The sequence below is a fragment of the uncultured Caulobacter sp. genome (assembly GCF_937900395.1).
GTDB lineage: Bacteria > Pseudomonadota > Alphaproteobacteria > Caulobacterales > Caulobacteraceae > Caulobacter.
On record NZ_CALCDX010000115.1, the window covers coordinates 1 to 23958 of the forward strand.

Sequence of the window (23958 nt, forward strand, 5' to 3'; positions counted from 1 at the left end):
CGCAAAACGAGAAAATTCTAGCTCAAACCGGTCCAGTTTTTCAGGAGCAGGTCATTGAGGCTTGGGCCACGGAGCGAGGGGCGACCATGAAGAGGTCGAAGTTCAGTGTGGCGGAGGTGGTGTCATCCTGCGTCAAACCGAAGAAGGCTGCAGCGTCGGGGAAGTCTGTCGCGAGGCCGGGATTTCGAGGGCGACCTTCTATGTCTGTCGCAAGAGCTACGCCGGCCTGACGCCGTCGGAGACGAATCGGCTGCGCCAGTTCGAGGACGATAACGGCCGCCTCAAGCTGATCGTGGTGGACCTGTCGCCCCGGCAAGCGGACGACAACGCCTTCGAGGCGTCCTTCAACGGCAGTTCAAGCCGAATATCTGAACACCGCCTGGCTCATGGCCCTCGACGACGCCTCGCTCAGAATGCGAGGCTTGGCGCACAGACTATAACGAGCCACGTCCCCACAGCGCGATCGGTGACAAGCGCCCGGTCGAGCTTATGAACGGCACCGGGCGGGCCATATGGGCCGCCCGGTGCCTGACCGGCGAGCAATCCCCGCCCGATCTGGCCAAAGGTTGGGGCAGGTCAGATTTGATAGCCTTCTGTCGGGGGTAAGCTTGGTGAGCACGTGATCATTGGTACTCAGCTTCCAGGAAGTGGGAATATGCGCTGGCAATTCCGCTGGCGAGTGCGATTTTCGGCCTCCAACCCATGCCGCGCAGTCTGTTCGCGCTCATCAGCTTGCGCGGAGTTCCGTCTGGCTTCGACGTGTCCGTGACGATCTCGCCCTTGAAGCCTACGACCTCGCACACCAACTGCGCCAGTTCCAGGATCGTGACGTCCTCGCCCGAGCCGACGTTGACGTGCTCGAAGTCCGAGTAGGCCTTCATCAGGAACACGCAGGCGTCGGCGCAGTCGTCGGCGTTCAGGAACTCGCGGCGCGGCGTGCCCGTGCCCCAGATCGTGATGCTGTCGGCGCCGGCCAGCTTGGCCTCGTGGGCCTTGCGGATCAGGGCCGGCATCACGTGGCTGCTGTTCAGGTCGAAGTTGTCGCCAATGCCGTAGAGGTTGGTCGGCATGGCGCTAATGAAGTCGCAGCCGTGCTGCTTGCGATAGGCCTGGGCCAGCTTAATGCCGGCGATCTTGGCGATCGCGTACCACTCGTTGGTCGGTTCCAGCGGGCCGGTGAGCAGTGCGTCTTCCATCATCGGCTGGGGCGCGAACTTCGGATAGATGCACGACGAGCCGAGGAACAGCACCTTGCCAACGCCATTGCGCCAGGCGGCGTCGACGATGTTCGTCTCGATGACCAGGTTGTTGTAGAGGAAATCGGCCGGATAGGTGTCGTTGGCCAGGATGCCGCCGACCTTGGCCGCCGCCATGAAGATGGCGTCCGGCTTTTCCTTGGCCATCCAAGCCTCGACCGCGCTTTGGCGCTCGAGGTCCAGAACATCGCGGCCGGCGGTCAGGATTTCACAGCCTTCCGAAGCGAGGCGCCGAACAATGGCGGAGCCGACCATCCCACGATGGCCGGCCACCCAGACGCGCTTGCCCTCGAGAGGGAAGATCACGTCATTCGGCATTGCGACGCTGCTCCTTGGCCACATTGATCATGTCGGCCGCGACCATTTCGGCGCAGAGCTGCTCCCACTTGGTCTCGTGGACCCAGCCGAGCTTAGTCTTAGCCTTGGTTGGGTCGCCGATCAGCAGCTCGACCTCGGTCGGGCGGAAGTAGCGTGGATCGACCTCGACCAGCACCTTGCCGGTCTCGGCGCACGTGCCCTTTTCATCGACGCCCGTACCCGACCAGTTGATCGTGATGCCGACTTCCGAGAAGGCCTTGGTCACGAAGTCGCGGACCAGGGTGGTCTCGCCAGTGGCCAGGACGTAGTCGTCGGCCGTCTCCTGCTGGAGCATCAGCCACATGCCGCGGACGTACTCGCGGGCGTGACCCCAGTCGCGCTTGGCGTCGAGGTTGCCGAGGTAGAGCTTGTCCTGGAAGCCCTGCTTGATGGCCGCGACGGCGCGGGTGATCTTGCGGGTGACGAAGGTCTCGCCGCGCAGCGGGCTCTCGTGGTTGAACAGAATGCCGTTGCTGGCGTGGATGCCGTAGGCCTCGCGGTAGTTCACCACGATCCAGTAGCTATAGAGCTTGGCTGCGGCGTACGGGCTGCGCGGATAGAACGGCGTCTTTTCGCTCTGCGGCACTTCCTGGACCAGGCCGTACAGCTCCGAGGTGGAGGCCTGATAGAACTTGGTCTTCTTTTCCAGGCCCAGGATGCGGATGGCTTCCAGCAGACGCAGGGTGCCAGTGCCGTCGGCGTTGCTGGTGTATTCCGGGGTCTCGAAGCTGACCTGGACGTGGCTCTGAGCCGCCAGGTTGTAGATCTCGTCCGGCTGGGTCTGCTGCACGATCCGGATCAGGTTCGTGCTGTCGGTCATGTCGCCGTAGTGCAGGATGAAGCGCGGATCCGGCTCGTGCGGATCCTGGTAGAGATGTTCGATTCGACCGGTGTTGAACGACGACGAGCGTCGCTTCAATCCGTGAACCGTATAGCCCTTCGAGAGCAGCAGCTCCGACAGGTACGCGCCGTCTTGCCCGGTCACGCCCGTGATGAGCGCGACCTTACCATTGCTTTTAACCGTCATTAGATCCCCACCATCGAGAACGCGGCTATTTAGCCTTGCGTGGTTGCCTCATAGCGTAAGCTGTTGGTCGAGGCGACCCTCGTAATAGCTTCTGTGCGTCAAAAAACCAGTTTGGGCGTCAAATAGGCGCCGCTAACCATAAGCCGTCTGTGATCATAGTCACCGATCATTACAAGAATATATTTCTGGTAGCGGCGCTAGGCGGGGGGAACACAGCTCCGCCTGCCGGGTGTTCTGGCCTCTATTAATACCTCGCGTGGTTATCGTTGTTAATATTAACGCGGCGCCCGTGCCGAGTTCAGATCAAACTTAGGGCGGAGGGGCGCATCCCTGGGAATATTGCATCCAGGGCGGGCGCGCGGACGCTGTAGAGCCTTTCAACGAGCTCGGCGATGAGAGATCTGTAGTCGGTCAGAACCTTGAGATCCCTTTTGTCGTTGAGAAGCTCGGGACTGAAGGCCACCTGCTCTCCGGCAATACGCCCGCCCTGCACGGCGCCGCCCAGTACCCAGTATACGCTGCCGTGCCCATGGTCAGTGCCCTTGTCGCCGTTCTCCTTGAACGTTCGGCCGAACTCCGAAAGCACCACCACCGTCGTGTTCGCCCAGGCCTCAGGGCCGAGGTCTTCGGCCAGCGCTGCCAGACCGCGACCGAGCTGGCTGATCCGGTCGGCTAGGACGCCGGTCGCGCCGCCTTGATTGACGTGGGTGTCCCAGCCGCCGACATCGAGGAACGCTAGATTGTAGTCGCTCTTCATCAGGCGGGCGACGCGGCGGGCGGCCAGTTCGAAGCCGCTGGGGGAGACCGCGTTGCGATTGGCCGCCGCCATTTCGCCGGCCAGGGCCGCGTAAGCCTTGTCCCGCGCCGAGAAGCCTTCCGTCACCGCCGCCTGCAGGTCGTGGCCCTGATACATCTCCTGGATCAGCTTGGCCTGTCGCTCGTCGACGCCGGGTTTGCTCACCGAGGTGATGTTGAGGTTCGGCACCGACATCGGGCCCTGGAAGGCCAGCGGCGGCTGGGCGGTGAAGGCGATCGGGCGTCCGCCCGAGAGCTCCTGGGCCAAGCGCCCCATGAAGCCCGAGCGATAGTTCCGGGGGCCGCCGACCGGCTGGCCGAGCTCGATCGTGTCCTGGGTTTCGAAGTGGCTTCGGGTCATGTCGTCTGTTCCCGCGAACGGGACGAAGGCGATCTGCTTCTTGGCCCACAGCGGATAGAGGCTGTCCTTCAGCGCCGGGTGCAGGCTCCAGTCGCTGTCGAGGGGCAGGGCGGCGTTGGGATTGGCCGGATCGGGCCGCGCGATCGCGATCGTCGGGCGGCTTTCGTAGTAGAAGTCGCTGGAGGTTGGGATCACCACATTCATGGCGTCGTAGCCGCCACGCAGGAAGATCACGAGCAGGCGCTGGTCGGTGGCGGGGGCGCTCCAGGCGCGGCCGCCCACCGCGGCCGCCGTCGCGGCGAGGCCGGCGGTTAGAAAGTCTCGACGGTGCATGGCGGCGACCTCATCGATGCAGGAACTCGGGAGAGGATAGAAAGAGCGTGTTCCACTCCGCCGGCGACCGGGCCTGAGCCAAAGCCGACCGCGTCTGGGGGGAAAGCCGCTTTTCCAGCGTTGCGTAGAAGAGAGCGTTCTGGAGTTGAGGGAAGGCGGGCTGGTCTTCGGCGCCGGGCTCGCCGGGCTTGAAGAGCCCCGCCGAATTGGCGCCGACCTGGCGGGCGACCTCGAACATAGTGGTGAGCTGACCTGGGCCGGACCAGGCCGTGTCCTCCAGCGGGTAGCCATCCGGCGTGTCGCGATTATAGAGGCCCTGGCCCATACGGTTGATCCAGCCCTGTAGCGGAGCTGTGTTAGCGATCGGGCGGCCGTCATAGGCCAGCCGCACCGCCGAGACGGCGTAGTGTATCGGGTCCTTCAGTTTCTTGCCCAGCGACGCCTTGAACGCTGACGACTTGAACAACAGGCCGAGCACCTCGGCGATATCGCCATCGCTGCGCAGGAACTTGGCGGTCATACGGTCGATCAAGTCGGATGGCGCCTCGCCCATGAAATAGAGCGCCAGCTTGCGTGAGACGTGCCGCGCGGTCGCTGGCTCGCTGGCCAGCGCGTCGAGCGTCTGTTCGAACTCCGAAAGCCCCGTGCCGCCGATCTGGCGTCCGAGCACCACCTTGGCGCCAAAGTCGTGCCGCGCCGGATTGAATTCCATCAGCCCGCGCCGGACGTAGAAGGCTTGCTGCTCAGCCTTCAGCTTGGGCGCATCGGGCGAGAGGCTGACGCCGACGCCCGTCAGCACCCGCGCCATCTCCTCGACGTCCTTCTGGCTGTAGCCGGAGCCGACGCCCATCGTGTGCAGCTCGAGGATCTCGCGAGCGTAGTTCTCGTTGATGCGGCCGACCGCGTTCTGATCGTTGTCGAGATAGCGCAGCATGGCCGGGTGCAGGTCGGCCGCCTTCAGAAGGTCGCGGAACTTGCCCAACGCGTGGGGCCGGATCGCCTGATCTTCATAGTCGCCGATCATCGCCCGGATGTCGCGTTTGTCGGCCTGGACGTTGAAGTGGTTCATCCAGAACCAGGTCATCTGCTCTTGGAGTTGGTTCGGGGAGTAGAGGTCTCGGAGCAGCGAGCGGGCGGCGGCCTGCTGCTTCAGGTCCGCCATTCCCTTCTGATAAGCCTGCTGGGCGGCTTGCCGCGCCGCGGGGTCTGTCAGCTTGCTGGCAGCCTTGTTTTCGGCGTCCATTGCCACGGCGATCTCCGCCATCGGCTCGCGCGATATACGCAAGGCGTCGATCTGGGCCTGCGCCTGCGGGGGCAGCTGGAGCGGCGTCGCAGGTCGCAGCTGGCTCTTCAGCCAGCGATCGGGGCCCAGTCGTTTGATGTCGGCCAGCGCTTGAGACGTCTGTCCCCAGGTGAGGCGATCAATGAGGGCGGTGTTATCTTGCGCGCCGGCGACTGCGGGCACGGTCGACGCGACGCAAGCGAAGCAAACGACGATGACGAGCCAAATTTGGCGCATGCACGGGCCCTCAATGAGCGGCGCACATGCTCGAGCACGGCAGCGGCCGTTTCAAGGCCCAGCGCTGCCATAAGCCGGCCGCGTTTCGGTCGCTCTGGCGGCTTGGGCGCGAGCCGATTTGAAAATTGTCTGGTCGTCAGAGCTGGTGATCGGAAATTCGCATAGGCCAGGCTCTTCTCAAGCTGGCGGGACGGATCTGCCGCTTCTCTGACCTCTTGCGCCCATCCCGTAGAAGCGCTTGCCGAATGAGCAAACTCACTGGTCGGCCAAAACGGATAAGTCATTGAAAAATAATGGAGGCCCGGGCCGGAATCGAACCGGCGTGCACGGATTTGCAGTCCGCTGCGTCACCACTCCGCCACCGGGCCATCCGGGTCAACGCAGAGCGTTGGCGAAGAGGGGCGTTGGCTATCAGACCGGGCTCTGGCGGGCAATGGGAAATCACGCGCTGGATCGATCCGACTTAAGCCCCACGGATGCGGGATTTGCAGCTCAGCGTGGGGGCGCGCTCGGCGGCGGCGGCCGAGGTCCTCGCCATCAGTCGCAGGCGCTTCTATGAGCTGGTCGCAGAAGGCCGCATTCGCACTCTGGAGGAGGGCGCTCAAGCCCTGGTTCGGCGCTGCGAACTAGAGCGCTATCTCGATGCGCTGGAGAGCCGCGGCGGTGACTGAACTGCGGACCATTGTTCGATCCTTTGGAGGCTCAACACCCCCAGCATCCAGCTACTGGGTTACCGCCCACCGGTTAGGCCGACCGCGTGCGGCGAAGGCGCTTCATCAGATTTCACCCTGAAATAAATGTTGCGTAAGAACTGTACTTTCTCCTTGAGCGCCCTTCCACCGGCATTATAGGCTCAGCCATATCGCGGGGGCGCGATGAGTGGAGCTTCCTTCGTGCTGAGCCCATACAGCCGGGTTGGCGATAAGCCGACCGCGGCGCGATTTCTGACGACCGCAATGCTGCCAGGGATCCTGGTTCCCCTACTTCTGTCCACGGCCCCGCAGGCGAAGGCCGCCGAGGGGCGTCCGGCGACGCGCCAGGCGACAGCCCAGGATGAAGGGCCTTCCAAGCGGTTCGGCGACAAGGACCTGACCGACGACGCCGACTCGATCACCAACGATAAGACGGTGGATCTGACCGCCGATGTCGACTTTGGAGGCGGGGACGATGGGCTCATCAACAATGGGGTGATCACCATCGGCGCGAACGCAAAGGATCCTCTTCACGTCACGTTCAAGTCGCTGGAAGGCTTTCGGAACAACAAGCTCATCGACCTTCGCAACGGTCATGGCGGCGATGTCTTGACGGTCTCTGGGGCCTATCGCGGCGCTGACGCGCGCCTTGGTCTCGACATAGCGCCATCGGGCGCAGATCGTCTTGAGGTCGGCGGCGTCGCCAATGGCAAGACGCTGATCGTCCTGGGCGGCGTCGACGCCAAGTCGGCCTTCCTGACCAAAGGCCAAGGCCTTGTCCTCGTCAAGGCGGGCAAGGATTCAGTGGCCGACGCCTTTGAGATCGAGAACCAAGAGATTGGCTTTATCCGCTACGGCCTGACCTTTGACGCTAGCGATGGAAGCTATCGGCTCACGGGAGGCGCCGGCCAGCGGGTCTATGACGGGCTTAAACTCTCCGAGGGCGCGACCAACGTTTGGCGCCAATCGGCTGACGCCTGGAGCGCTCACGTGGCCAATCTCCGCGATGGCGCCGTCAACGCCGATGGCGACCCAAACGAAGTCGGGCCAGGTGTCTGGGTTCAAACCTTCGGACAGAGGATGGATCGCAACGACACCGTCAAGGTCGGCGATCGCAGCGTCGCGACCGACTATCAGCAGACCAGCTACGGCGGTCAGCTCGGTGTGGATCTGATCAACGGGAGCGTTGGGGAGACGAGCTTGGTCTTGGGGGTGACGGCTGGCTATGCCGACGCCAAGCAGAGGTTCAACGTCGTCGACGATAGCGCCAAGTTCCAAGTCTTCAGCGTGGGCGGCTATCTGTCCTTGTCGCGGGAGGGCTATTTCCTCAACGCCATGGCCAAGGCCGATCATCACGCGATCAAGGTGCGTGGCGCGGCCGACGCCATCGACGACTCGCTGAAAGGCGTTTCCTGGGGTGGTCAGGTCGAGGCCGGAACGCGACTTGAGGGCGATGGTCTGGCCTACGAGCATCTGCTGAGCATCAGCTATGTCAGCACCCGCCTCAATGATCTGAAGGCCCTCGGCCAGCGTCTGGATTTCGGTGACTCCGCCGGCTTTGTGGCCAAGGCCGGTGTTCGGGGTTCCGTGGAGGCTGACGCCTTGGGGGGGACCTTGACGTCCTATGGCGCGGCGTTCGTCGCTCACGACTTTACGATCAAAAATAGCCTCGATTTCCGAAGCGGCGATCAGGTCGAACACCTCTCGCGGGACGGCGGCCGAACCTTCGGGCAAATCACCCTTGGAGCGGCCTTCCGCACGGCCGGCTCGGCCACGGCCTTCCTTGAGGCGAGCGGCGATTTCGGCGGTGGCCGGCGCGGCGGCGGGCTCAGGCTCGGAACGCGCATAGGCTTCTAGTTCTCCCGGTAGGACGGTCGCCGGCGCGCGCTTGGTCTGAGCGCGGGCCGGTCGAGCGTCCGCCCCGGATGCCTGTCGGACATAATCGCCGCTCGGGATCACCGCGCGTTTGAAACGGGGATCCCGAGCGGCATCATCAAATCTGCACTTAAGATGGAGGGCGACGTGTCGTGGGGAGAGCCGCTGGCGCGTACTCAGCCACGACGGTGAATGTGGGTTTGACGAGGGTGAGCCATCATCGCTTTCGTCCTCGCGAGCCCGCCGCGGCGCTCCTCAGCCGCCTCCGAAGATGAAATCCGCCTTGTAGTAGCCCTTGGCCGGGTCGAGGATGTCGATCGCGAAGGGCGCGGCGCCGTCGGCCAGGTCGGTCAGCCAGGCGGCGTTCGATCTCGCCATGACGCCGACGTCCGCCTTTTCCGCCTCGGCCAGCAACCAGCCGACCATCGCGGCCTTGGTTCCCAGTCCGTTTGGGCCGTCCCCGCCGTAGCTGGCGAAGTAGTCGACGCGCGAGTCGATCAGAAGGTGGACCTTGGCGTCGGTCGGCGTCGCGCCGAAGATCGCCGCGTAAGCCTTCTTGGCGGCGTCGAACAGCGTGAGCGCGCCGTAGTCGGCCGAGAACTTGGCGGCGCCTTCGCCGACCTTACCCAGATTGACGGCGAAGTTGATGTAGCGGTTCTCCAGATTGAAGAACTGGTAGTAGGCGCTGTTCAGGTTGTTGGCGTTGTTTGCGGTCGTCGAGACCAGATAGTCGACGCCCGCCTGGCCCGGGATCTTGCCCGTGAAGAACAGATAGCTGAGCGTCGCCACGGAGGTCGTCTGATCGGCGGCCTTCACCACCTCGGCGATGGCGGAGGAGGGGGTCAAGGCGCCGGCGGTGATCTTGGCCGTCAGGTCGGCCGTCAGCGTCCCGCCGGCGCCCGCCGCTGCGCTGACCCGCAGCAGCGAAGCGATCGCCAGCCCCACCGTGGCGTCGCCCAGGCTGATGGTCTTGTCCGCGAAGACCAGGTTCTCGACATTGATCAGGGTGTCGACGCCGTCACGCGGATTGGCGCGGGCGTCGGAGACGGTCCAGCCCGACGCGGTGACGCCGATCGCGTAGTCGGCCGCCAGGCCGCCGTAGCGCGCCTCGTCGACGCCGGCCCCGCCATCGATCCTGTCCGCGCCCGCGCCGCCGACCAGGATGTCGGCGCCATCGCCGCCGTTCAGCGTGTCGTCGCCCGCGCCGCCGAACAGCACGTCGTTTCCGGCCAGTCCGCTCAAGGTCTCGGCGCGCGCGTCGCCGACCAGGGCGTCGGCCGCGGCGCCGCCGCTCACCGAGACGCCGGCGTCGCCAGCCAGATGCGCGGTGATGTGTTCGGCCCCATCCCAGATCCCGCGCCAGGCGATCACGTCCACGCGGCCGTCGCCGTTCACATCGGCCGCCTGCAGTCGGTCGTACTGTGAGATGTTCAGCCAGCCCGCGGGGAGTTGCACGAAGCGCCCCGCGCCGTCGTTCAGGAACACCGCCTGCTTGTGGCTGTTCGACGCGACGAGGTCGACATGGCCGTCGCCATTGATGTCGATAAGGTGGGTGCGGGTGTACCAGTCTTCGGTGACCTGGACCGGCAGGCGCTTGGCCGTCTCGTTGGCGAATCCGCCCTGGCCGTCGTTGATCCAGACTTGGGTCGTTCCCGGCTTGAAGAGGTCCACCACCGTCGTCATCACCAGGTCGAGCTTGCCGTCGCCGTTGAGATCGGCGGCCTTGGCGTCGATCACGGTCTCGGACGCGCCGTTCTTGGGCATGGCGAACGAGGACAGGGCGGTGAAATTGCCCTTGCCGTCGTTCTTGAGCAGGCGGGCGTTCTGGGTCTGGGTTTCGTTTGGCGTCAGCAGCAGGTCGAGGTCGCCGTCGCCATCGGCGTCGAACAGCAGGCTGGCCGGCGAATTGTACTGGCCCGCCACGAGGTCGGCCGGCAGACCCGCGCGGCTCAGGGTGAAGTTGGCGGCGCCGTCGTTGAGCAGGACATACGGCGCCTCTTCGGTTCCGCCGTTGTAGTTGCCGACATAGAGGTCGATATCGCCGTCGCCATCGACGTCGCCGGCCGCGGCCGAGTGGCTGTAGTCGGCCAAGGTCGGCAGGCGCGCGGTGGCGTTGACCAGGCCCGCGGCGTTGGAGGACAGGAAGAGGGCGTTGCGGGCGCCGGGGAAAGGCGCGGCGTCATAGCCGTGGTCGGCGAAGAAGGCGTCCGCGCGACCGTCCTTGTTGAAGTCGGCCACCACGATCTGACGCCCGTGCACCGTCACGGGCGGCTGGTCGCCGAACAGCGCCGTCGTGGCGTCGGCGAATTTTCCCGCGCCGTCTCCGGTCAGCACCCGGATCGGGACCGCCCGATCCTCCAGCGGGTAGAGGAAGTAGGACAGGGCGATGTCGACCTTGCCGTCGCCATTGAAGTCCGCGACGGCGATCTCGTGAACGGACGCGGTCGTGAAACCGGCGCGCAGGTTGAGCGCCAGATCCTGGGTCTGAAAGGTGATGGCCATCGAACTTCCCTCGGGCGCGGCGAAACGAGAGCGGGCGCGCGGCCTCAGCTAATCGACCTGTCCGGGGACGGACATCGCCGTTTGTAGGGTGTCGGCGATGTTCTCTGGACGTTGAGCCGGGCTCGCTCCAAGGTCAGTCGAGCGTAACGGTTCGATGGTTCGGCGACTTGCGTTGGTGATGGCGGCTTCGGGTTCAGTCCTTGGTTGAAGGTGGCTTTCCGTCTTTCTTGCAGGCGGTCCTGGAGGATGCGGACGCCGTCCTGGCGACGACCCAATCCGCGCCCGGCGCCCTGGGCGGCCTGATCGAGACCGATGCGGCCCAGGCCCGTTTCCTGCCCCTGCTGGACGCGCAGAGCATCGCGGCGGCCCTGCTGGATGCTCATGGCGCGGTTCAGATGGCCTCGCGGGTTTTTTCCGAGGAGCGCGGCGAGCGCTACATAGACGCCGCACTGGCCGACCGCGCGCTGCGCTCGGGCAAGCCGGTCGTGGTCCCGGTCGCGGTGGAAAACGACACGGGCTCGGAGTCGGCCATCTTCGTCTACGCCTCCGCCGCGGCGGCCTTTCCACTGTGGCATCTGCCGCCTGAGCTCACCGCCGAGGCGCCGGCGGGGAAGGTGGTGGTGCTGACGACCCTGGCCGCGCGCGCCGGACCGATCGAACGGGCCTGCGCCGCCTTCGGCCTGACGGCGGCGCAGATTCGGGTCGTGTCGGCGGTGATCCGAGCGGGGTCGATCAAGGCGGCGGCCGCGAAGCTGGACCTCTCACACGTCACGGCGCGCGAGACCTTGTCGGAGGTCTATCGCCGGACGGGCGCGCGCAGATTGCCGGAGCTCGTCGGGCTCCTCTCGAGCCTGGCGTTCGGACTGTTGCCGTCGCGCGCCGATCACACCGAGCTGCTGGTCGACGTTTGGGGACTGACCCAGAAGCAGGCCTCGATATCGCTGCTGGTCGCCAGCGGCGCCTCGCGCGAGGAAGCCGCTCGGACCCTGGGTCTGTCGGTCTCGGTCGTGCGCAAGGATCTGGAGCAGGTCTTCGCCACGTTGCGCGTCACCTCGGCCAGCGAACTGGCGCGCACCGTGTCGACGATGAGCATGCTCGGCGCGCTGCTGGGCGCGACGCGCGGGCGGCTGGGGTTCTCCGATCCTCGCGCCGAACCGTTGCGGCTGCTGCCTCGGGCCGACGGAACTCGCATCGCGTGGAGCGACTACGGCCCGGCGGGCGGACGCCCTGTCCTGATCGTGCACTCCAGCATGACGTCTCGACTGGCGCCCTCCGGTCTGGTGGCCGCGCTGCAAGCCGAAGGCTTTCGTGTTCTGTCGATCGATCGTCCGGGCTTTGGCATGAGCGATCCGATCCCGGGGCTGCGGGCGGGCGAACACGATCCCTTCGAGGCGGCCGCCGAGGACGTTGTCGCCTTGCTGGACGCGCTGCGTCTGCCGACGATCGACATTGTCGCCCGGGGCGGCGCCCAGGCGGTGCTCGCGATCGCCCGGCGCGCGCCCGAGCGCCTTGGCAAGGTGGTGCTGGTCAATCCCGACCCGCCGACAAGCGCCGACAGTCGTCGGCATGGGCCGCTGGGCGCGTTCAAGGAGGCCTATTTTCGCCGCCCCGAACTCATCGCGACCTTCGCGCGCCTCCTGGCGGGCAGCCTGACGCGCGAGCGCTTGGACCGCATGGTGAGGCAGTCGATGCGCGGCAGCCCGCCAGATGAGGCCGCCGCCGCCGACCCACGCATCGCCGAAGACTATTGGCGATCGGTGCGCATGTTCGCCACGGGCCGGATCGAAGGCTATGTCAACGAGCAGGTCGCGATCGCGCGCGGCGGCGAACCCTCGCCTATGCGCGGCCTCGCGCATTGGTCGATCCTGATCGGCGGGCACGACACGATGCATGATCCGCGGCATGTCGAGCGCTACTGGCGCACCGTGCTCCCCGACAGCAACTTCGAGCTCGCGCCGGACGCCGGGCGCTTCATGGCCATGACCCATCCCGATCGAGTCGTGCGGATCTTAAGGCGCTGAAGCGCGGGCGTGCGGCGACGTCTTCGTCGCGGCCGATAGAATGCCTGGCTTGCGACCCCGACCAATAGGGTAGTAAAAACTACGTCATCAGTCCGCCGGGCCGCGCCGCGCTCGCGGCGTCGCGCCCCAAGGCCTTGGAGGGCGGATGAGATGGGGCAGGGTGAAGGGAAAGACGAAATGCTGGCTTGCTATACCGACCGCCTCAGCGTGCGCCCGGGAGAACGCTTCTCGCTTCACGCCAGCGCCGAGACCGGGCCGTGCCGGCTCACGATCGCCCGCGTGGGGGCGCAGCGCCAGACGGTGCTGGAGTGCGACAACGTGGTGGTCGGGCAGCATCCGGTTCCGGCCAACGCCGACCGCGACGGTTGCGGCTGGCCTGTCGCTCTCGAGATCGAGGTCGAGGCGGGGTGGGCCTCGGGCTACTACGACATCGTTTTGAGCGACCCGACGGGCGCGGAGGCCCATCACTTCGTGGTGGTGAAGCCGCCGGTCGGCGTGCGTCGCTCGAGCGCCCTGATGGTGCTGTCGACCAACACCTACCAGGCCTACAACTACTGGGGCGGCGCCAACGCCTATTCGAACGTTTCGGGCCTGATGAGCGGGCAGGTTTCGTTCGCCCAGGCCATGGACGAGGCGATCGGCGTGCTGTCGACCCAGCGGCCGTTTCCGCCGCTGATCGTCGCGCCGCCGCCCAACCCGCCGCGTCTGATCAACCTGCGCAAGCGGGGGTTCGAGGAAGCCCCCTGGGCCTCGGACATGGCCTGGATGGTCGAGCATCGGGCCTCGCCCTATGACGGTTCGGCCGGCTTTCTGCACAAGTGGGAGCACGCCTTCGTGGCCTGGGCGGAATCGAACGGCTACGCGCTGGATTTCGCCACAGATTACGACCTCGACGCCGAACAGGATCTCCTGGAAGGCTACGCGGCGGCGCTGTTCGTGGGCCATAGCGAGTACTGGTCGGGCGGCCAGCGCGACCAGGTCGAGCGTTTCGTCGACGCGGGCGGCGCCGCCGCGATCCTGTCGGGCAACAGCTGCTTCTGGAAGGTGCGCTGGGAGAACGACGGCAAGACCTATGTCTGCCACAAGTGGAAGGGGTTCGAGGCCGAGGACGTCCCGCCCGAGAAGGCCACGCACCTGTGGTCGCACCCGGCGTTCCAGCGGCCCGAGGCCGCGCTGACGGGGCTGAGCTTCGTCTTCGCCGGCTATCATCGCCTGGGGATGTGCGTGTCGCGCGGCCAGGCCGGCTTCACGGTCTATGACGACCGTCACTGGGCGCTGGAGGGTTCGGACCTGTTCTACGGCGACGTGATCGGGGGCGAGCTGCCGCTGATCGGCTACGAAAGCGACGGCTGCCGCTTCCAGTTCGGCGACGACGGCCTGCCCAAGGCCGTGCCGATGTTGGGCGTGCCTGAGACCCTGGAGATCATCGGCGTTGCGCCTTGCGCCTTCGGCGAGGAGGCCGGCCGCGGATACAATCCCATCATCCCGCCCGAGAAGCTGGATGTGATCGCCCAGGTCACCTACGGCGACGCTGGCCCTGAAGCCCAGGCCAAGGTGCTGCGCGGCCATGCGGTGCTGGCGAGCTTCAAGCGTGGGAAGGGCGAGGTGTTCAACAGTGGCACCACCGAATGGGCTCACGGCCTGGCCGCGCGCGACCCGTTTATCGAGGTCATCACCCACAATGTCCTGCGGCGCTTCGGCGTCACCCGCGCAACCTCGGCCTGAACCGCGCCGTCGGGCGTTCCGTCGAAAAAGAAGGGCCCCTCGGGAAGAGGGGCCCGTTGTCATGGCTGATGCCCGAACGAGGCCTGAACACATCGCGGAGGGCGCCGCCAGGGCAAGTCTGGCGGCGCCGCGTCCAGGCGGGGAAGGTTCGTCAGTCGACCATGGAATGCAGGAAGGCCAGCTTCTCGACCGGCGGCAGGGGACTGGCGGCCTTCAGCAGCTTAAAGGCCTCGTCGCCCGCCTCGATCGTGTGATCGATGTCGGCGTCGGTCATGGCCGTGGTCATGAACATGTTGTGCCAGGGGTGGAAATAGACGCCGCGCTTGAGCAGGGCGTTGTTCCAGAAGTAGGCCTTGGCGCCGGTCGGGTCCTCGTCGAACATGATCAGCGGCAGCTGGGCCGGACCGGTCTGGCGCAACGAGAAGCCGTGACGGTCGGCCGCCTCGTCCAGGCCCGCGCGCAGGCGCTCGCCCAGGGCGATGGTGCGCTCCAGGTAGTCGGTCTCGCGGATCAGCTTCAGCGTCGCCAGGGAAGCGGCCATCGGCGCGGCCGAGAACCAGAACGAGCCGGTCGCATAGATGGTGGCGGCGGCGAACCGGGCCTTGTCGGCGCCCAGCAGGGCCGAGATCGGATGGCCGTTGGCGATGGCCTTGCCCCAGGTCGAAAGGTCCGGCTTGACCCCCACCAGCGACCAGCTGCAGTCGCGGGCCAGGCGGAAGCCGGCGCGGACGTCGTCGATGATCAGAAGCGCCTCGTGCTCGTCGCACAGCGCCCTGGCTCGACGGGCGTATTCGGGATCGGGCAGCTCCTGATCGACGAAGGTGTCGTGCTTGATGGGCGAGGCGAAGATCGCCGCCAGGTCAGAGCCGGCCGCCTTGACCGCCGCCTCCAGGCTTTCGACGTTGTTGTACTCGTAGAACACTTGGTTGGCGCGGTCGGCCTCGGTGACGCCGTTCTTCAGCGGCGTGCACCAGGGCGCGGCGCCGTGATAGGCGCCCTTGGCCAGCACGATGGTGTTCTTCCGCGTGAAGTTGCGGGCGATCATCATCGCCATGGTCGTGGCGTCGGTGCCGTTCTTGCAGAACATCGCCCAGTCGGCGTGGCTGACCTGGGCGGTCATCGCTTCGGCTAGCTCGACCATGGCCTGGCCGGGGCCGGTCATGGTGTCGCCCCGTTTCATGCGCTCGACATAGGCCTGGTCGATGGCGGCGTTGCCATAGCCGAACAGGTTGGGGCCGTAGCCGCACATGAAGTCGACATAGCGGTTGCCGTCGACGTCCCAGAGATAGGCGCCCTCGGCGCGGTCGAAGAACTGCGGGTAGTCGTCGGGCAGCAGCATGACCGACTGGTGGCCGTACATCCCATTGGGGATCACCGCCATGGCGCGTTCCCGAAGCGCCGCATCCTTGCTGTTCGTCCAGGTCAAGTTCAGCCCCTTATAAGATAGTTTTGACTATTATAATGGCTGAGCCATATTGGCTGTCAATGCGTAGGGAGGACGCCGCATGAAGAACGGATTGGCCTGTATCGGGCTGACGACCCTGGACGTGGTGGCGCGCGCCATCGACGTGTTGCCGAAGGAAGAGGTGACGGGACTGATCGAGGGGATCGCCTGCGCTCCGGCCGGCACGGCGGCCGCTCCAGCCCTGCTGGCGGCTCGTCTCGGCGTGCCGAGCCGGCTGATCTCGGCCGTGGGCGACGACCTCACCGGCCGCTTCATCCGCACGGCGCTTTCCGACGCCGGCGTCGACATCTCCGACCTGGAGGTTCTGCCAGGACTGCCCAGCTCCACGACCCTGCTGGCGGTCTCCTCCAGCGGCGTTCGCCCGGGCTTCCACGCGCTGGGCGCTGGCATGCTGGCCCGCGTCACGCCGCGCGCGCTTGAGACGGCCGCCGCGGTGGGCTTTCTGCACTATGGCGGCATTGGCGGTCCCAAGCTCGACGGCGGCGAGGGGGAGGCGATCGTCCGAGCCGCTTCGGAGGCCGGGGCGATCGTGACCTGCGACCTGATCGCGCCCCAGCCCTCGGCGATCGACGAGGTCAAGCGCCTGCTGCCGCATGTCGACTACTTCCTGCCCAGCGCCGCCGAGGCGGTGTTCCTGACCGGGCAGGAGGACCTCTTCGCCGCCGCCGCGACCTTCCGGTCGTGGGGCGCCAAGGGCTGCGTCATCAAGAATGGCGGCCGGGGCTCGGTGGTGGTCCTCGACGGCGTCAGCACGACCCTGCCGGCCCACGCGATCACGCCGCTCGACACCACCAGCTGCGGCGATTCCTATTGCGCGGGCTTCATCGCCGCCCTGTCGCGTGGCTGGACGCCGCTGGACGCCGCGCGCTTCGGCACGGCCACCGCCGCGCTGGTCGCCCAGGGCCTGGCCACGCTGGGCAAGGTCGAGAGCTTCGAGGCCACCGAGGCGGCGATGCGCCAAATGACTTTGATGGAGGCGGTGTGATGGGCATGACAACTCAAGAGGCGGCTCTGCGCGAGCGCATGGCGCAGGTGATGCAGGCGATGGACGCGCGCGGTCTCAACCGCGGCACTTCGGGCAATGTCTCGGCCCGGTGCGGAGAAGACATGTTGGTCACGCCCACCGGCGTGCCAGCCGCGCGGCTGACCGCCGAGCACATGGTGCTGGTCCGTCCCGACGGCTCGTCGCCCGAAGGCGCGCTCAAGCCATCCAGTGAATGGCGGATGCACAAGGGAATTCTCGACCGGCGCCCCGACGTCGGGGCGGTGGCGCATTGCCATTCGCGCCACGCCACCATCCTGGCCTGCGCGGGCCTCCAAATCCCGCCCATGCACTACATGGTCGCCGTCAGCGGCGGCAGCAGCGTGCCGGTCGCGCCCTACGCCACCTTTGGTTCGGAGGAACTGGCCGCGACCGTGGTCGAGGCGCTGGACGGCCGCTACGCCGCCCTGATGGCCAATCATGGCCAGATCGTCGCCGCGCCCAATCTCGACTTCGCCCTGGCCATCACCGAGGAGGTCGAGGAGCAGGCGGCGGTCTATTGGGGAACCCTGGCGATCGGCGGGCCCAACCTGCTGGCCGAGGATGAGATGAACCGCATCCTGCAGCGGTTCCGATCCTACGGACAGCGCTGAGCGCCGGAGCCGACCCGCCCCGAGCGGGTCGGCTCCGGTTTCCGGCTAGTAGTGGTAGCGCAGGAAGACGCCGAGGCTCCGCGGGCGGTTGTAGCTGAGGAGATCCACGCCCAGGCTGTCGATATTGGAGATCGCCACGGTGTAGGTCTTGTCGAACAGGTTGCGGGCGAAGGCGCCGGCCTCGATCTTCTGGTCCGGCGAGCGCCAGCTGAGCTGGGCGCCGGCGATCCACACCGCGTCTTGCGACAGACGGTCGGCGTTGGAATTGTCGAAATAGACCTTCGACGAATAGTTCGCGTCGACATTGGCCACGATCGAAGCGCCATTCTCCAACGGCGCGACCCAGGTCGCCGCGGCGTTGAAGGTGACCTTCGGCGACTGGGGCAGCCAGTTGCCGGTGAAGTCCTTGCCCTCGGTGAAGTAGTCGCCGTACTTGGCGTGCAGCAGCGACACGCCCGCGGTCAGGGTCAGGGGCTGGATCGGCCGGGCGGTGATCTCGGCCTCGCCGCCGTAGACCTTGGAGTTGGCGGCGTTGTCGAGCACCAGCACGGTCAGGCCATTGCGCGTGGTCTGGGCGAAGACCTGTTGGTTTTTGTAGTCGTAGTAGAAGGCCGACGCGTTCAGGCGCACGCGGCGATCGAAGAACTCCGACTTGAGGCCCAGTTCATAGGCGTCCAGGGTTTCGTTGTCATACGGCTCCATCTCCCCGGCCGTGGTGGCCAGGCCGCCGAAGAAGCCGCCGCTCTTATAGCCCCGATTGTAGGTGGCGTAGACGTTGGCGTCGTCGCTCAGCTCGTAGCGCAGGCCCAGCCGTCCCGAGATCGCCGAGAAGGTCTTGCTCTGCTTGGAGGTCAGGATAACGATCAGCCCGTCCTCGGCCTGGCTCTGATAGTCCATGGACTTGTCGTCGGCCGACCAGCGCAGGCCCACCGTGCCGGTCAGTCTGTCGGTCAGCTTATAGTCGGCCTGGCCGAAGACGGCGTAGCCCTTGGTCTTCTGGGTGTAGGGATAGCCGAAGGTCGCGACGCTGTTTTCGAGGCTTAGCCCCGTGGGATTCTCGGGCGTCATGAACAGCGGGCGCAGGTCGCGCAGGACGTCCTGGCGGGTGTTGTCCTGAACCTTCTCGTCCATGTAGTAGGCGCCGAGGACCCAGTTCAGCCGCGCCGAGGCGTCGTTCGACTGCAGGCGCAGCTCCTGGGTGAACTGGTGCTGGCGCGAGCGGTAGTTGATCTCGACCATCTGCAGCGGGCTGGCGTCTGTATTTTCCAGGTCATTCCGGTGGGCCCACTGCCAGGCCGTCACCGACACCAGCGACACGCCGCCGAGGCGCCAGGTCGCCTGGCTGGAGGCGCCGAAGAGATCGACCTTGTCCTTGCCTTCCAGATTGGCGTCCACGGCCCGGGTGTTGTTGTCGGTGTCGGCGTAGCCGAGCAGGTCGGCGCACTGGCCGCTGGCGTAGGCGCCGGGCGCGCAGAAGCCGTCCGGACCGGCGGCGGCCGCCGTCGCGGGGAACAGGGCGCGGTGCGCAGGCGCCGTGGCGTCGCCGCGATTGACGTAGCGGTTGGCCTGGGTGAGCAGCTCGAAGTCTTCGCTCGGCGTATAGAGCAGCGACAGCCGTCCCGCCCAATGGTCGGCGGCGTTGAGGTCGTGGCCGGTGACGCGGTTGTAGGTATAGCCGTCGTCCTTGACGTATTGGGCGGCCACGCGGAAGGCCAGCTTGTCGGCCACGATCGGCCCGCCCACGCCAAGATCGGCGGTCACGGCGTTGAAGCTGCCATACTCCAGCGAGGCGTCGGCGCCGAAGGTCTGGCTGGGTCGCTTGGTGGTGATGTTGATCGCGCCGCCGTTGGTGTTGCGGCCATAGAGGGTGCCTTGCGGCCCGCGCAGCACCTCGACCTGGGCCAGGTCGAAGAATCCGGCCATCTGCGCCAGGGGCGAGCCGATATAGACGCCATCGACATAGACGCCCACGCCGCTGGAGGCGTTCGGGTTGAAGTCGCTGAGGCCGACGCCCCGGATGTAGATCTTGGGATTGGCGGCCGCGTCGGCGGCGCTGATGCGCATGCCCGGCGCCAGGTTGTTGAGGGCCAGCACGTTGTTGACGCCGCGCGCGGCCAGGGCGTCGCTTGTCAGGGCGGTGACCGAGACCGGGACGTCCTGGAGGTTTTCGGCCCGCTTCTGGGCGGTGACGACGATTTCCTCGATGGCCGTGCTGTCTTGCGCCGACGTCTGCGCCGCCGCGACGCCCGCGGACAGCGCCAGCATGGCGCAGCTCAGGAACATACCCGCTTTCATGCTCTTCTCCCCATTACCCAGTACTCCGACCGGTCTTGGTGATTACGATAATAAAAACTATCTCGATGCAAGGGGGAGAGGCGCAAGCCATGGGACGGTCTTCGGGCGCGCGTGGGTCAAGGCGCCTGGTTTGCAGGCGAAACCGCGCTTGATCGCCTTCACGACGATCCAACCGGACGCGCGGCGCTCGTCTCCCGAGCCGGGAGGGGATGGCGATTGAGTTTCGGCGGAGGCGCTTGGCGCCCGACCCGATGTCGGGTGCGCCCGCGGCGCGACGCCGTCAGTCCTTGGACAGTTGGGACCGGCGGGGGAGGTCGAAATGATAGCGGCCGATCATCCAGGCCACTTCCTCGATGACCATGTCCTCGTCGAGCTCGGGGTCCTCCACCAGCATTTCCATGGCGGCGTAGCTCATTAGCTCCGACACGCGCATCGACAGCTTCAACCGCTCCTCGTCGACAGGCGGGCCGTCCTTGAGGCGGAATGCGAACACCCGATCCAGCACCGCCGTGCGCGACTGGGCCCGCACGTCCTGCAAAGGCGGCAGGGCTCGGATGGCCCGCAGGATCCAGAGCCCGCCCGGAAAGGCCCGGGTGACGGTGATGATGTCCTTTTGTAGGCGGATGTGGCTTTCCACCGCCGCCGACAGGGTCGTCCAATGAGCGCCGCCCGACTCTATCCAGGCGAACACGACCTGGTCCTGGGCGTCCATCAACCGCCGGGTCAATTCGGTCAGCAGGGCGTACTTGTTGGGAAAGTAGCGATAGAGCGCCGGCGGCGTCAGGCCCGCCCGTTCGCAGACGAGATTGGTCGTCAGGCGCTCGAAACCCACCTCGGCCAGCAGTTCGCCGGCCGCCGCCAGAATGGCTTCGAAGGTGTTGATGCCGTTGCGGCGGGACGGCCGCGACTTGGCTTCGAGTTCGGGTGTGCTCACCAGGGTTCCTTGAAGGGCGCCGCGGGGCGCGGCGTGCTCTCAGATAGCAACCGCGCGGGACCAAGAGAAGCTGTCGCCACCGGGGCGGGCTGCGCGAGGGCGGGGCGACCGAGCGCAATTACCGTAGCTCAAACTATTGCAAGTGGCGAGCTCGCGTTCAGGAGTGGCGACGGCTCCAGTGAGCGCATGTCTTGGCCGGCGGCGCCCAGCGCGGCGGCATTTTGGGGCGAACCGGTCCTGCGAGATGCGGTTGACGATATCCTTGAGATAGCAAAAACTAACTATTGGGCGCGCGGGCGAAGACTCCTGGAGAGTCGATCCGTCGCCCTTCTGGAGGAAATGCATGTCGCTCGAGGATACCCCGGCGCGCGCGCGCGACACCGACGGCGGCTGGATCGGCCGTCGACCAACGGCTTGGCAGATCGCGGCCTTCCTGGCGGTCGGATCCATCGCCCTGCTGATGGCCGGCGTCCAGCCGGTTGTGCTGGGCGGGCTGGTCGACGCCGGCAGGCTCGACGTCGCTCAGCTGGGCTGGAGCGTCACGATCGAGTTCCTCGCCATCGGGCTGGGCGTGGGGCTGGCCGACGCTTTCTTGCCGCCCCGCCATCTCAAGGTCGTGGGCTTTGCGGCCGCGCTCGTCCTGGCCGGCGTCAACTTCGCGGCGCTTGAGGTTTCGGGGCTCTGGGTTCTGGTGAGCCGCGCGCTGGCGGGCCTGGCGGAGGGCGGCGTCGTTTGGCTGACCACCTTGATGATCGTGCGCTCGCCGACCCCCGGCCGCTGGAGCGGGATCTTCCTGGTCTGTCAGGCCGTGCTGCAGGTGGCGTGCGCCGCGGGCATACCGATCCTGGTCTCGCCCTGGCTCGGCGCCAATGCGGGCTTTGCGACGCTGGGGGCGAGCGCCCTGCTGGCGGCGATCTTGGCGCTGGTCCTGCCGGCCAGCCTTGCGCCCCTGGCCGGCAACAAGGCCGATGATGCTGTGCTGGCCGAGCCGATCCCGAAGGCGGCCTATGTCAGCCTGACGGCGGTCTTCCTGCTCTTCTCATTCTTCATCGGCTTCCTGGCCTATGTCGAGCAATTGGCGGGGCAGGCGGGCTTGACCCCGGTGCAAGGCGGGCTGGCCGTGGCCGTGGCCCTGGGCGTATCGATCGCTGGCTCGGGCCTGGCGGCCGTCCTAGCCGAGAGGGTTCCCTACCATCGGGCCTTCCTGATCTGCATGCCGGTGTTCCTGGTCGTGCTGTTTGGCCTTGGCGCTCTGCCCAGTCCGGGCGTGTTCATCGCCCTGACAGGGTTGTACGGCTTGGCCTGGGGCTTCCTGCAGGCCCTGCAGGCCCCGTTCGTGATCGAGTCAGACCCCTCGCGGCGGGCGGTGTTGCTGGCGCCCAGCGTCCAGGCCGTGGGCGCGGCCGCCGGGCCGATGCTCTGCTCGTTCTTTGTCAGCGCCCATGAGGTTCGTGGAGCCTTGTTCGCCGCTGGCGCGGGCCTGTCGATCTCCTTCGTCTTGGCGATGATGCTGTGGTTGTCACGCGCCAAGCGTCTGACGAAGTCCGTCCTCGCCGCCACCTGAACAACACGAGCGCGGGCGCGGGGAGGGGGCGCAAGGCTCCCTCGCCGGCCGGGCCCAAGGGAAAGATCATGTCCGCAGGCGTCGCAATCAACCCTCCGCCTATTCTCGACATCGGCGCGCTGCCGGCGCTCGCCGATCATGGCTACGACGGCGGCCGCGTGGCGCTGCGGCGGTTCTGCGCCACGGCGTTCCAGCCCGGCGGTCCGCGCTTTTTGCGTGGGAAGGACGGGACGCTCGTGGTGTTTCGTCATGCCGATCTTCGGGCGCTGGCGGCCAGGCCTGAACTGGCGGCCATGGCGCCCAACCAGCTCTTCCCAGGACTGCTCTCCGCCGAGGCGTCCGAGGAAAAGCCGGTCGGCTTCGCCATCGCCGATCTGATCAGGAACCAGCTCTTCAGCGCCAATGGCGTTCTCAACGCGGCCCTGCGCAAGGTGCTTCTCAACCAGATCGGTCCCAAGCAAACCGCCGCGCGCGGCGACGCCGCCCACGAGATCGTCGCGCGGATCCTGGACGGTCTCCCGCTGGGCGAGACCGTGGACCTCGTCGAACGGATCGCCGAGCCGCTGATCGGCCTCTATTGGGGCGCGCTGATCGGCATGAGCGACAACGATGCGCTGGCCGCGGCCGACCAGGCCCGCAAGATGACGCCGATGCTGTTCCTGCAGACGGACTGGGATGGCCTGTGCGAAGCCGACGCCGCGGCGAAGGCCTATCGGGGTCTTGTCGAGGGCGCGGGCCAGCGGTCGCTTGACGCTGGCGGCTGTCCGTTCGTCTCGAACATCGCGCGCGACCTCGCCGGGATCGATGTCGCCGATGATCTCGACTATGGCGGCTACGTTCCCAAGACGGCCGGCGCCTTCCTGGCGGGAAACCTGTTCGATGGATTTCACACCGCCGCCTTAGCTATAACCAACACCGTCCGTGCACTGATCGACCATCCCGAGGCGCTGGCCCGATTGCGCGGGGAGCCCGAGAAGGTCGCCGCAGCGGTGTCGGAATGTCTGCGCCTGGAGCCGCCGGTCATCCACCTCAACCGCGTCGTCAACGCCGACTTCGAATACGACGGACGGATCATTCCGGCCGGCGTTCGGATCATGATGATGTGGGGCGCCGCCAATCGCGATCCCGACGCCTTCCCCGATCCCGAGCGGTTCGACCTGGATCGTTCCCAGCAGGGCTCGACCACGTTCGGCGGCGGCGCCCACATCTGCCCGGGCCGTTTCGTAGCCAGTCTGGTCGCCAAGAGTCTGTTGGAGGTCCTCATCGAACGGCGGCTTGAGGTCCGGGCGAGCGGCGACGCCAATGATTGGATCGACAATCACGCCATGTGCCAGCTCAGGCGTCTGCCCGTGATGCTGGAGCGCCTGCCGGGGTGAGCGGACCCGGCTGGCGCTGGCTGATGCGATGCTCGACAACGTCGCGCCTCGGCAGGCGGCGGCGTGTCTGCGCCAGGCCGACGATCGGGACGGATCGAAGCAGCGTGCGCAAAGAGCCGGCGCGGTCAGACGCCTCGGGAATACGCCCGCGCCTTCTGCGTGAAGACCGGCCGGCCACCATCACCAGGCTCAGACCAACCCAGGACTCGTTATGGCTGGATGAGGA

Annotated in this window: 17 protein-coding genes, 1 tRNA gene and 1 pseudogene; 10 read left to right on the forward strand and 9 right to left on the reverse strand. The window is 66.4% G+C overall.

The features are described 5' to 3' along the window. Positions 1 to 61 precede the first annotated feature (61 nt). Together Q0379_RS24190 and Q0379_RS24195 are read left to right on the forward strand one after the other, a co-directional pair. A complete protein-coding gene (locus Q0379_RS24190) occupies positions 62 to 493 on the forward strand; it encodes a transposase (RefSeq protein WP_366519317.1) in 432 nt (143 codons plus the stop codon). Beyond that, positions 415 to 606, forward strand: a pseudogene (locus Q0379_RS24195) (integrase core domain-containing protein); the annotation flags it as partial. The gene Q0379_RS24190 and the pseudogene Q0379_RS24195, both read left to right, overlap by 79 nt. A 17-nt stretch (positions 607 to 623) precedes the next feature. On the opposite strand, the gene Q0379_RS09945 reads toward Q0379_RS24195, so the two are convergent. From Q0379_RS09945 to Q0379_RS09965, 5 genes are all read right to left on the reverse strand, one after another. Beyond that, positions 624 to 1598, reverse strand: coding sequence for a GDP-L-fucose synthase (locus Q0379_RS09945; protein WP_299007783.1), 975 nt, complete (start codon positions 1596 to 1598; stop codon positions 624 to 626). Beyond that, entirely contained in the window at positions 1564 to 2640 is a 1077-nt protein-coding gene (gene gmd, locus Q0379_RS09950; protein WP_299007787.1) for a GDP-mannose 4,6-dehydratase, read from the reverse strand. The genes Q0379_RS09945 and gmd overlap by 35 nt, the downstream gene beginning before the upstream one ends. 298 nt (positions 2641 to 2938) lie before the next feature. Next, positions 2939 to 4129, reverse strand: coding sequence for a DUF1501 domain-containing protein (locus Q0379_RS09955; RefSeq protein ID WP_299007790.1), 1191 nt, complete (start codon positions 4127 to 4129; stop codon positions 2939 to 2941). A gap of 10 nt (positions 4130 to 4139) precedes the next feature. Further along, complete coding sequence (locus tag Q0379_RS09960; protein WP_299007793.1) at positions 4140 to 5594, reverse strand: DUF1800 domain-containing protein; 1455 nt, start codon at positions 5592 to 5594, stop codon at positions 4140 to 4142. Positions 5595 to 5942: 348 nt separating this feature from the next. Next, positions 5943 to 6016, reverse strand: a tRNA-Cys gene (locus Q0379_RS09965). A gap of 117 nt (positions 6017 to 6133) precedes the next feature. Here Q0379_RS09965 and Q0379_RS09970 point away from each other — a divergent pair. Together Q0379_RS09970 and Q0379_RS09975 are read left to right on the forward strand one after the other, a co-directional pair. Further along, positions 6134 to 6319 (forward strand): excisionase family DNA-binding protein, encoded by a 186-nt coding sequence (locus Q0379_RS09970; protein WP_299007795.1) that lies wholly within the window; start codon positions 6134 to 6136, stop codon positions 6317 to 6319. Between the two features lie 285 nt (positions 6320 to 6604). Continuing rightward, the gene (locus Q0379_RS09975; RefSeq protein WP_299007797.1) at positions 6605 to 8197 is read left to right on the forward strand and encodes an autotransporter domain-containing protein; all 1593 of its coding nucleotides are present in this window, start codon (positions 6605 to 6607) and stop codon (positions 8195 to 8197) included. A 273-nt stretch (positions 8198 to 8470) separates the two neighbouring features. Here Q0379_RS09975 and Q0379_RS09980 read toward each other — a convergent pair whose 3' ends face one another. Next, positions 8471 to 10717, reverse strand: coding sequence for an FG-GAP-like repeat-containing protein (locus Q0379_RS09980; protein ID WP_299007799.1), 2247 nt, complete (start codon positions 10715 to 10717; stop codon positions 8471 to 8473). Between the two features lie 227 nt (positions 10718 to 10944). Between Q0379_RS09980 and Q0379_RS09985 the strand changes: the two genes are divergently transcribed. Next, complete coding sequence (locus Q0379_RS09985) at positions 10945 to 12738, forward strand: alpha/beta fold hydrolase (RefSeq protein ID WP_299007802.1); 1794 nt, start codon at positions 10945 to 10947, stop codon at positions 12736 to 12738. Between the two features lie 177 nt (positions 12739 to 12915). Continuing rightward, the gene (locus tag Q0379_RS09990; protein WP_299007804.1) at positions 12916 to 14463 is read left to right on the forward strand and encodes a N,N-dimethylformamidase beta subunit family domain-containing protein; all 1548 of its coding nucleotides are present in this window, start codon (positions 12916 to 12918) and stop codon (positions 14461 to 14463) included. Between the two features lie 151 nt (positions 14464 to 14614). Here the strand turns inward: Q0379_RS09990 and Q0379_RS09995 are convergent, their stop codons facing one another. After that, positions 14615 to 15889, reverse strand: coding sequence for an aminotransferase class III-fold pyridoxal phosphate-dependent enzyme (locus tag Q0379_RS09995; protein WP_299007806.1), 1275 nt, complete (start codon positions 15887 to 15889; stop codon positions 14615 to 14617). A gap of 79 nt (positions 15890 to 15968) precedes the next feature. On the opposite strand from Q0379_RS09995, the gene Q0379_RS10000 reads away from it, so the two are divergent. After that, positions 15969 to 16913: a PfkB family carbohydrate kinase gene (locus Q0379_RS10000; RefSeq protein WP_299007808.1), complete on the forward strand. Its 945-nt coding sequence runs from the start codon at positions 15969 to 15971 to the stop codon at positions 16911 to 16913. Next, positions 16913 to 17563 carry a class II aldolase/adducin family protein gene (locus Q0379_RS10005; RefSeq protein WP_299007811.1) on the forward strand — a complete coding sequence of 217 codons (651 nt, stop codon included), beginning with the start codon at positions 16913 to 16915 and terminating at the stop codon, positions 17561 to 17563. Before Q0379_RS10000 ends, Q0379_RS10005 begins: the two co-directional genes overlap by 1 nt. 45 nt (positions 17564 to 17608) lie before the next feature. On the opposite strand, the gene Q0379_RS10010 is transcribed toward Q0379_RS10005, so the two are convergent. After that, on the reverse strand, positions 17609 to 19858 hold the full coding sequence (locus Q0379_RS10010) for a TonB-dependent receptor (protein ID WP_299007813.1): 2250 nt from the start codon (positions 19856 to 19858) through the stop codon (positions 17609 to 17611). A 280-nt stretch (positions 19859 to 20138) separates the two neighbouring features. Next, a complete protein-coding gene (locus Q0379_RS10015; protein WP_299007816.1) occupies positions 20139 to 20792 on the reverse strand; it encodes a TetR/AcrR family transcriptional regulator in 654 nt (217 codons plus the stop codon). Positions 20793 to 21135: 343 nt separating this feature from the next. Here Q0379_RS10015 and Q0379_RS10020 point away from each other — a divergent pair, with 343 nt between their 5' ends. Beyond that, complete coding sequence (locus Q0379_RS10020) at positions 21136 to 22356, forward strand: MFS transporter (RefSeq protein WP_299007818.1); 1221 nt, start codon at positions 21136 to 21138, stop codon at positions 22354 to 22356. A gap of 68 nt (positions 22357 to 22424) precedes the next feature. Next, the gene (locus Q0379_RS10025) at positions 22425 to 23732 is read left to right on the forward strand and encodes a cytochrome P450 (RefSeq protein WP_299007821.1); all 1308 of its coding nucleotides are present in this window, start codon (positions 22425 to 22427) and stop codon (positions 23730 to 23732) included. The last annotated feature ends 226 nt before the right edge of the window (positions 23733 to 23958 follow it).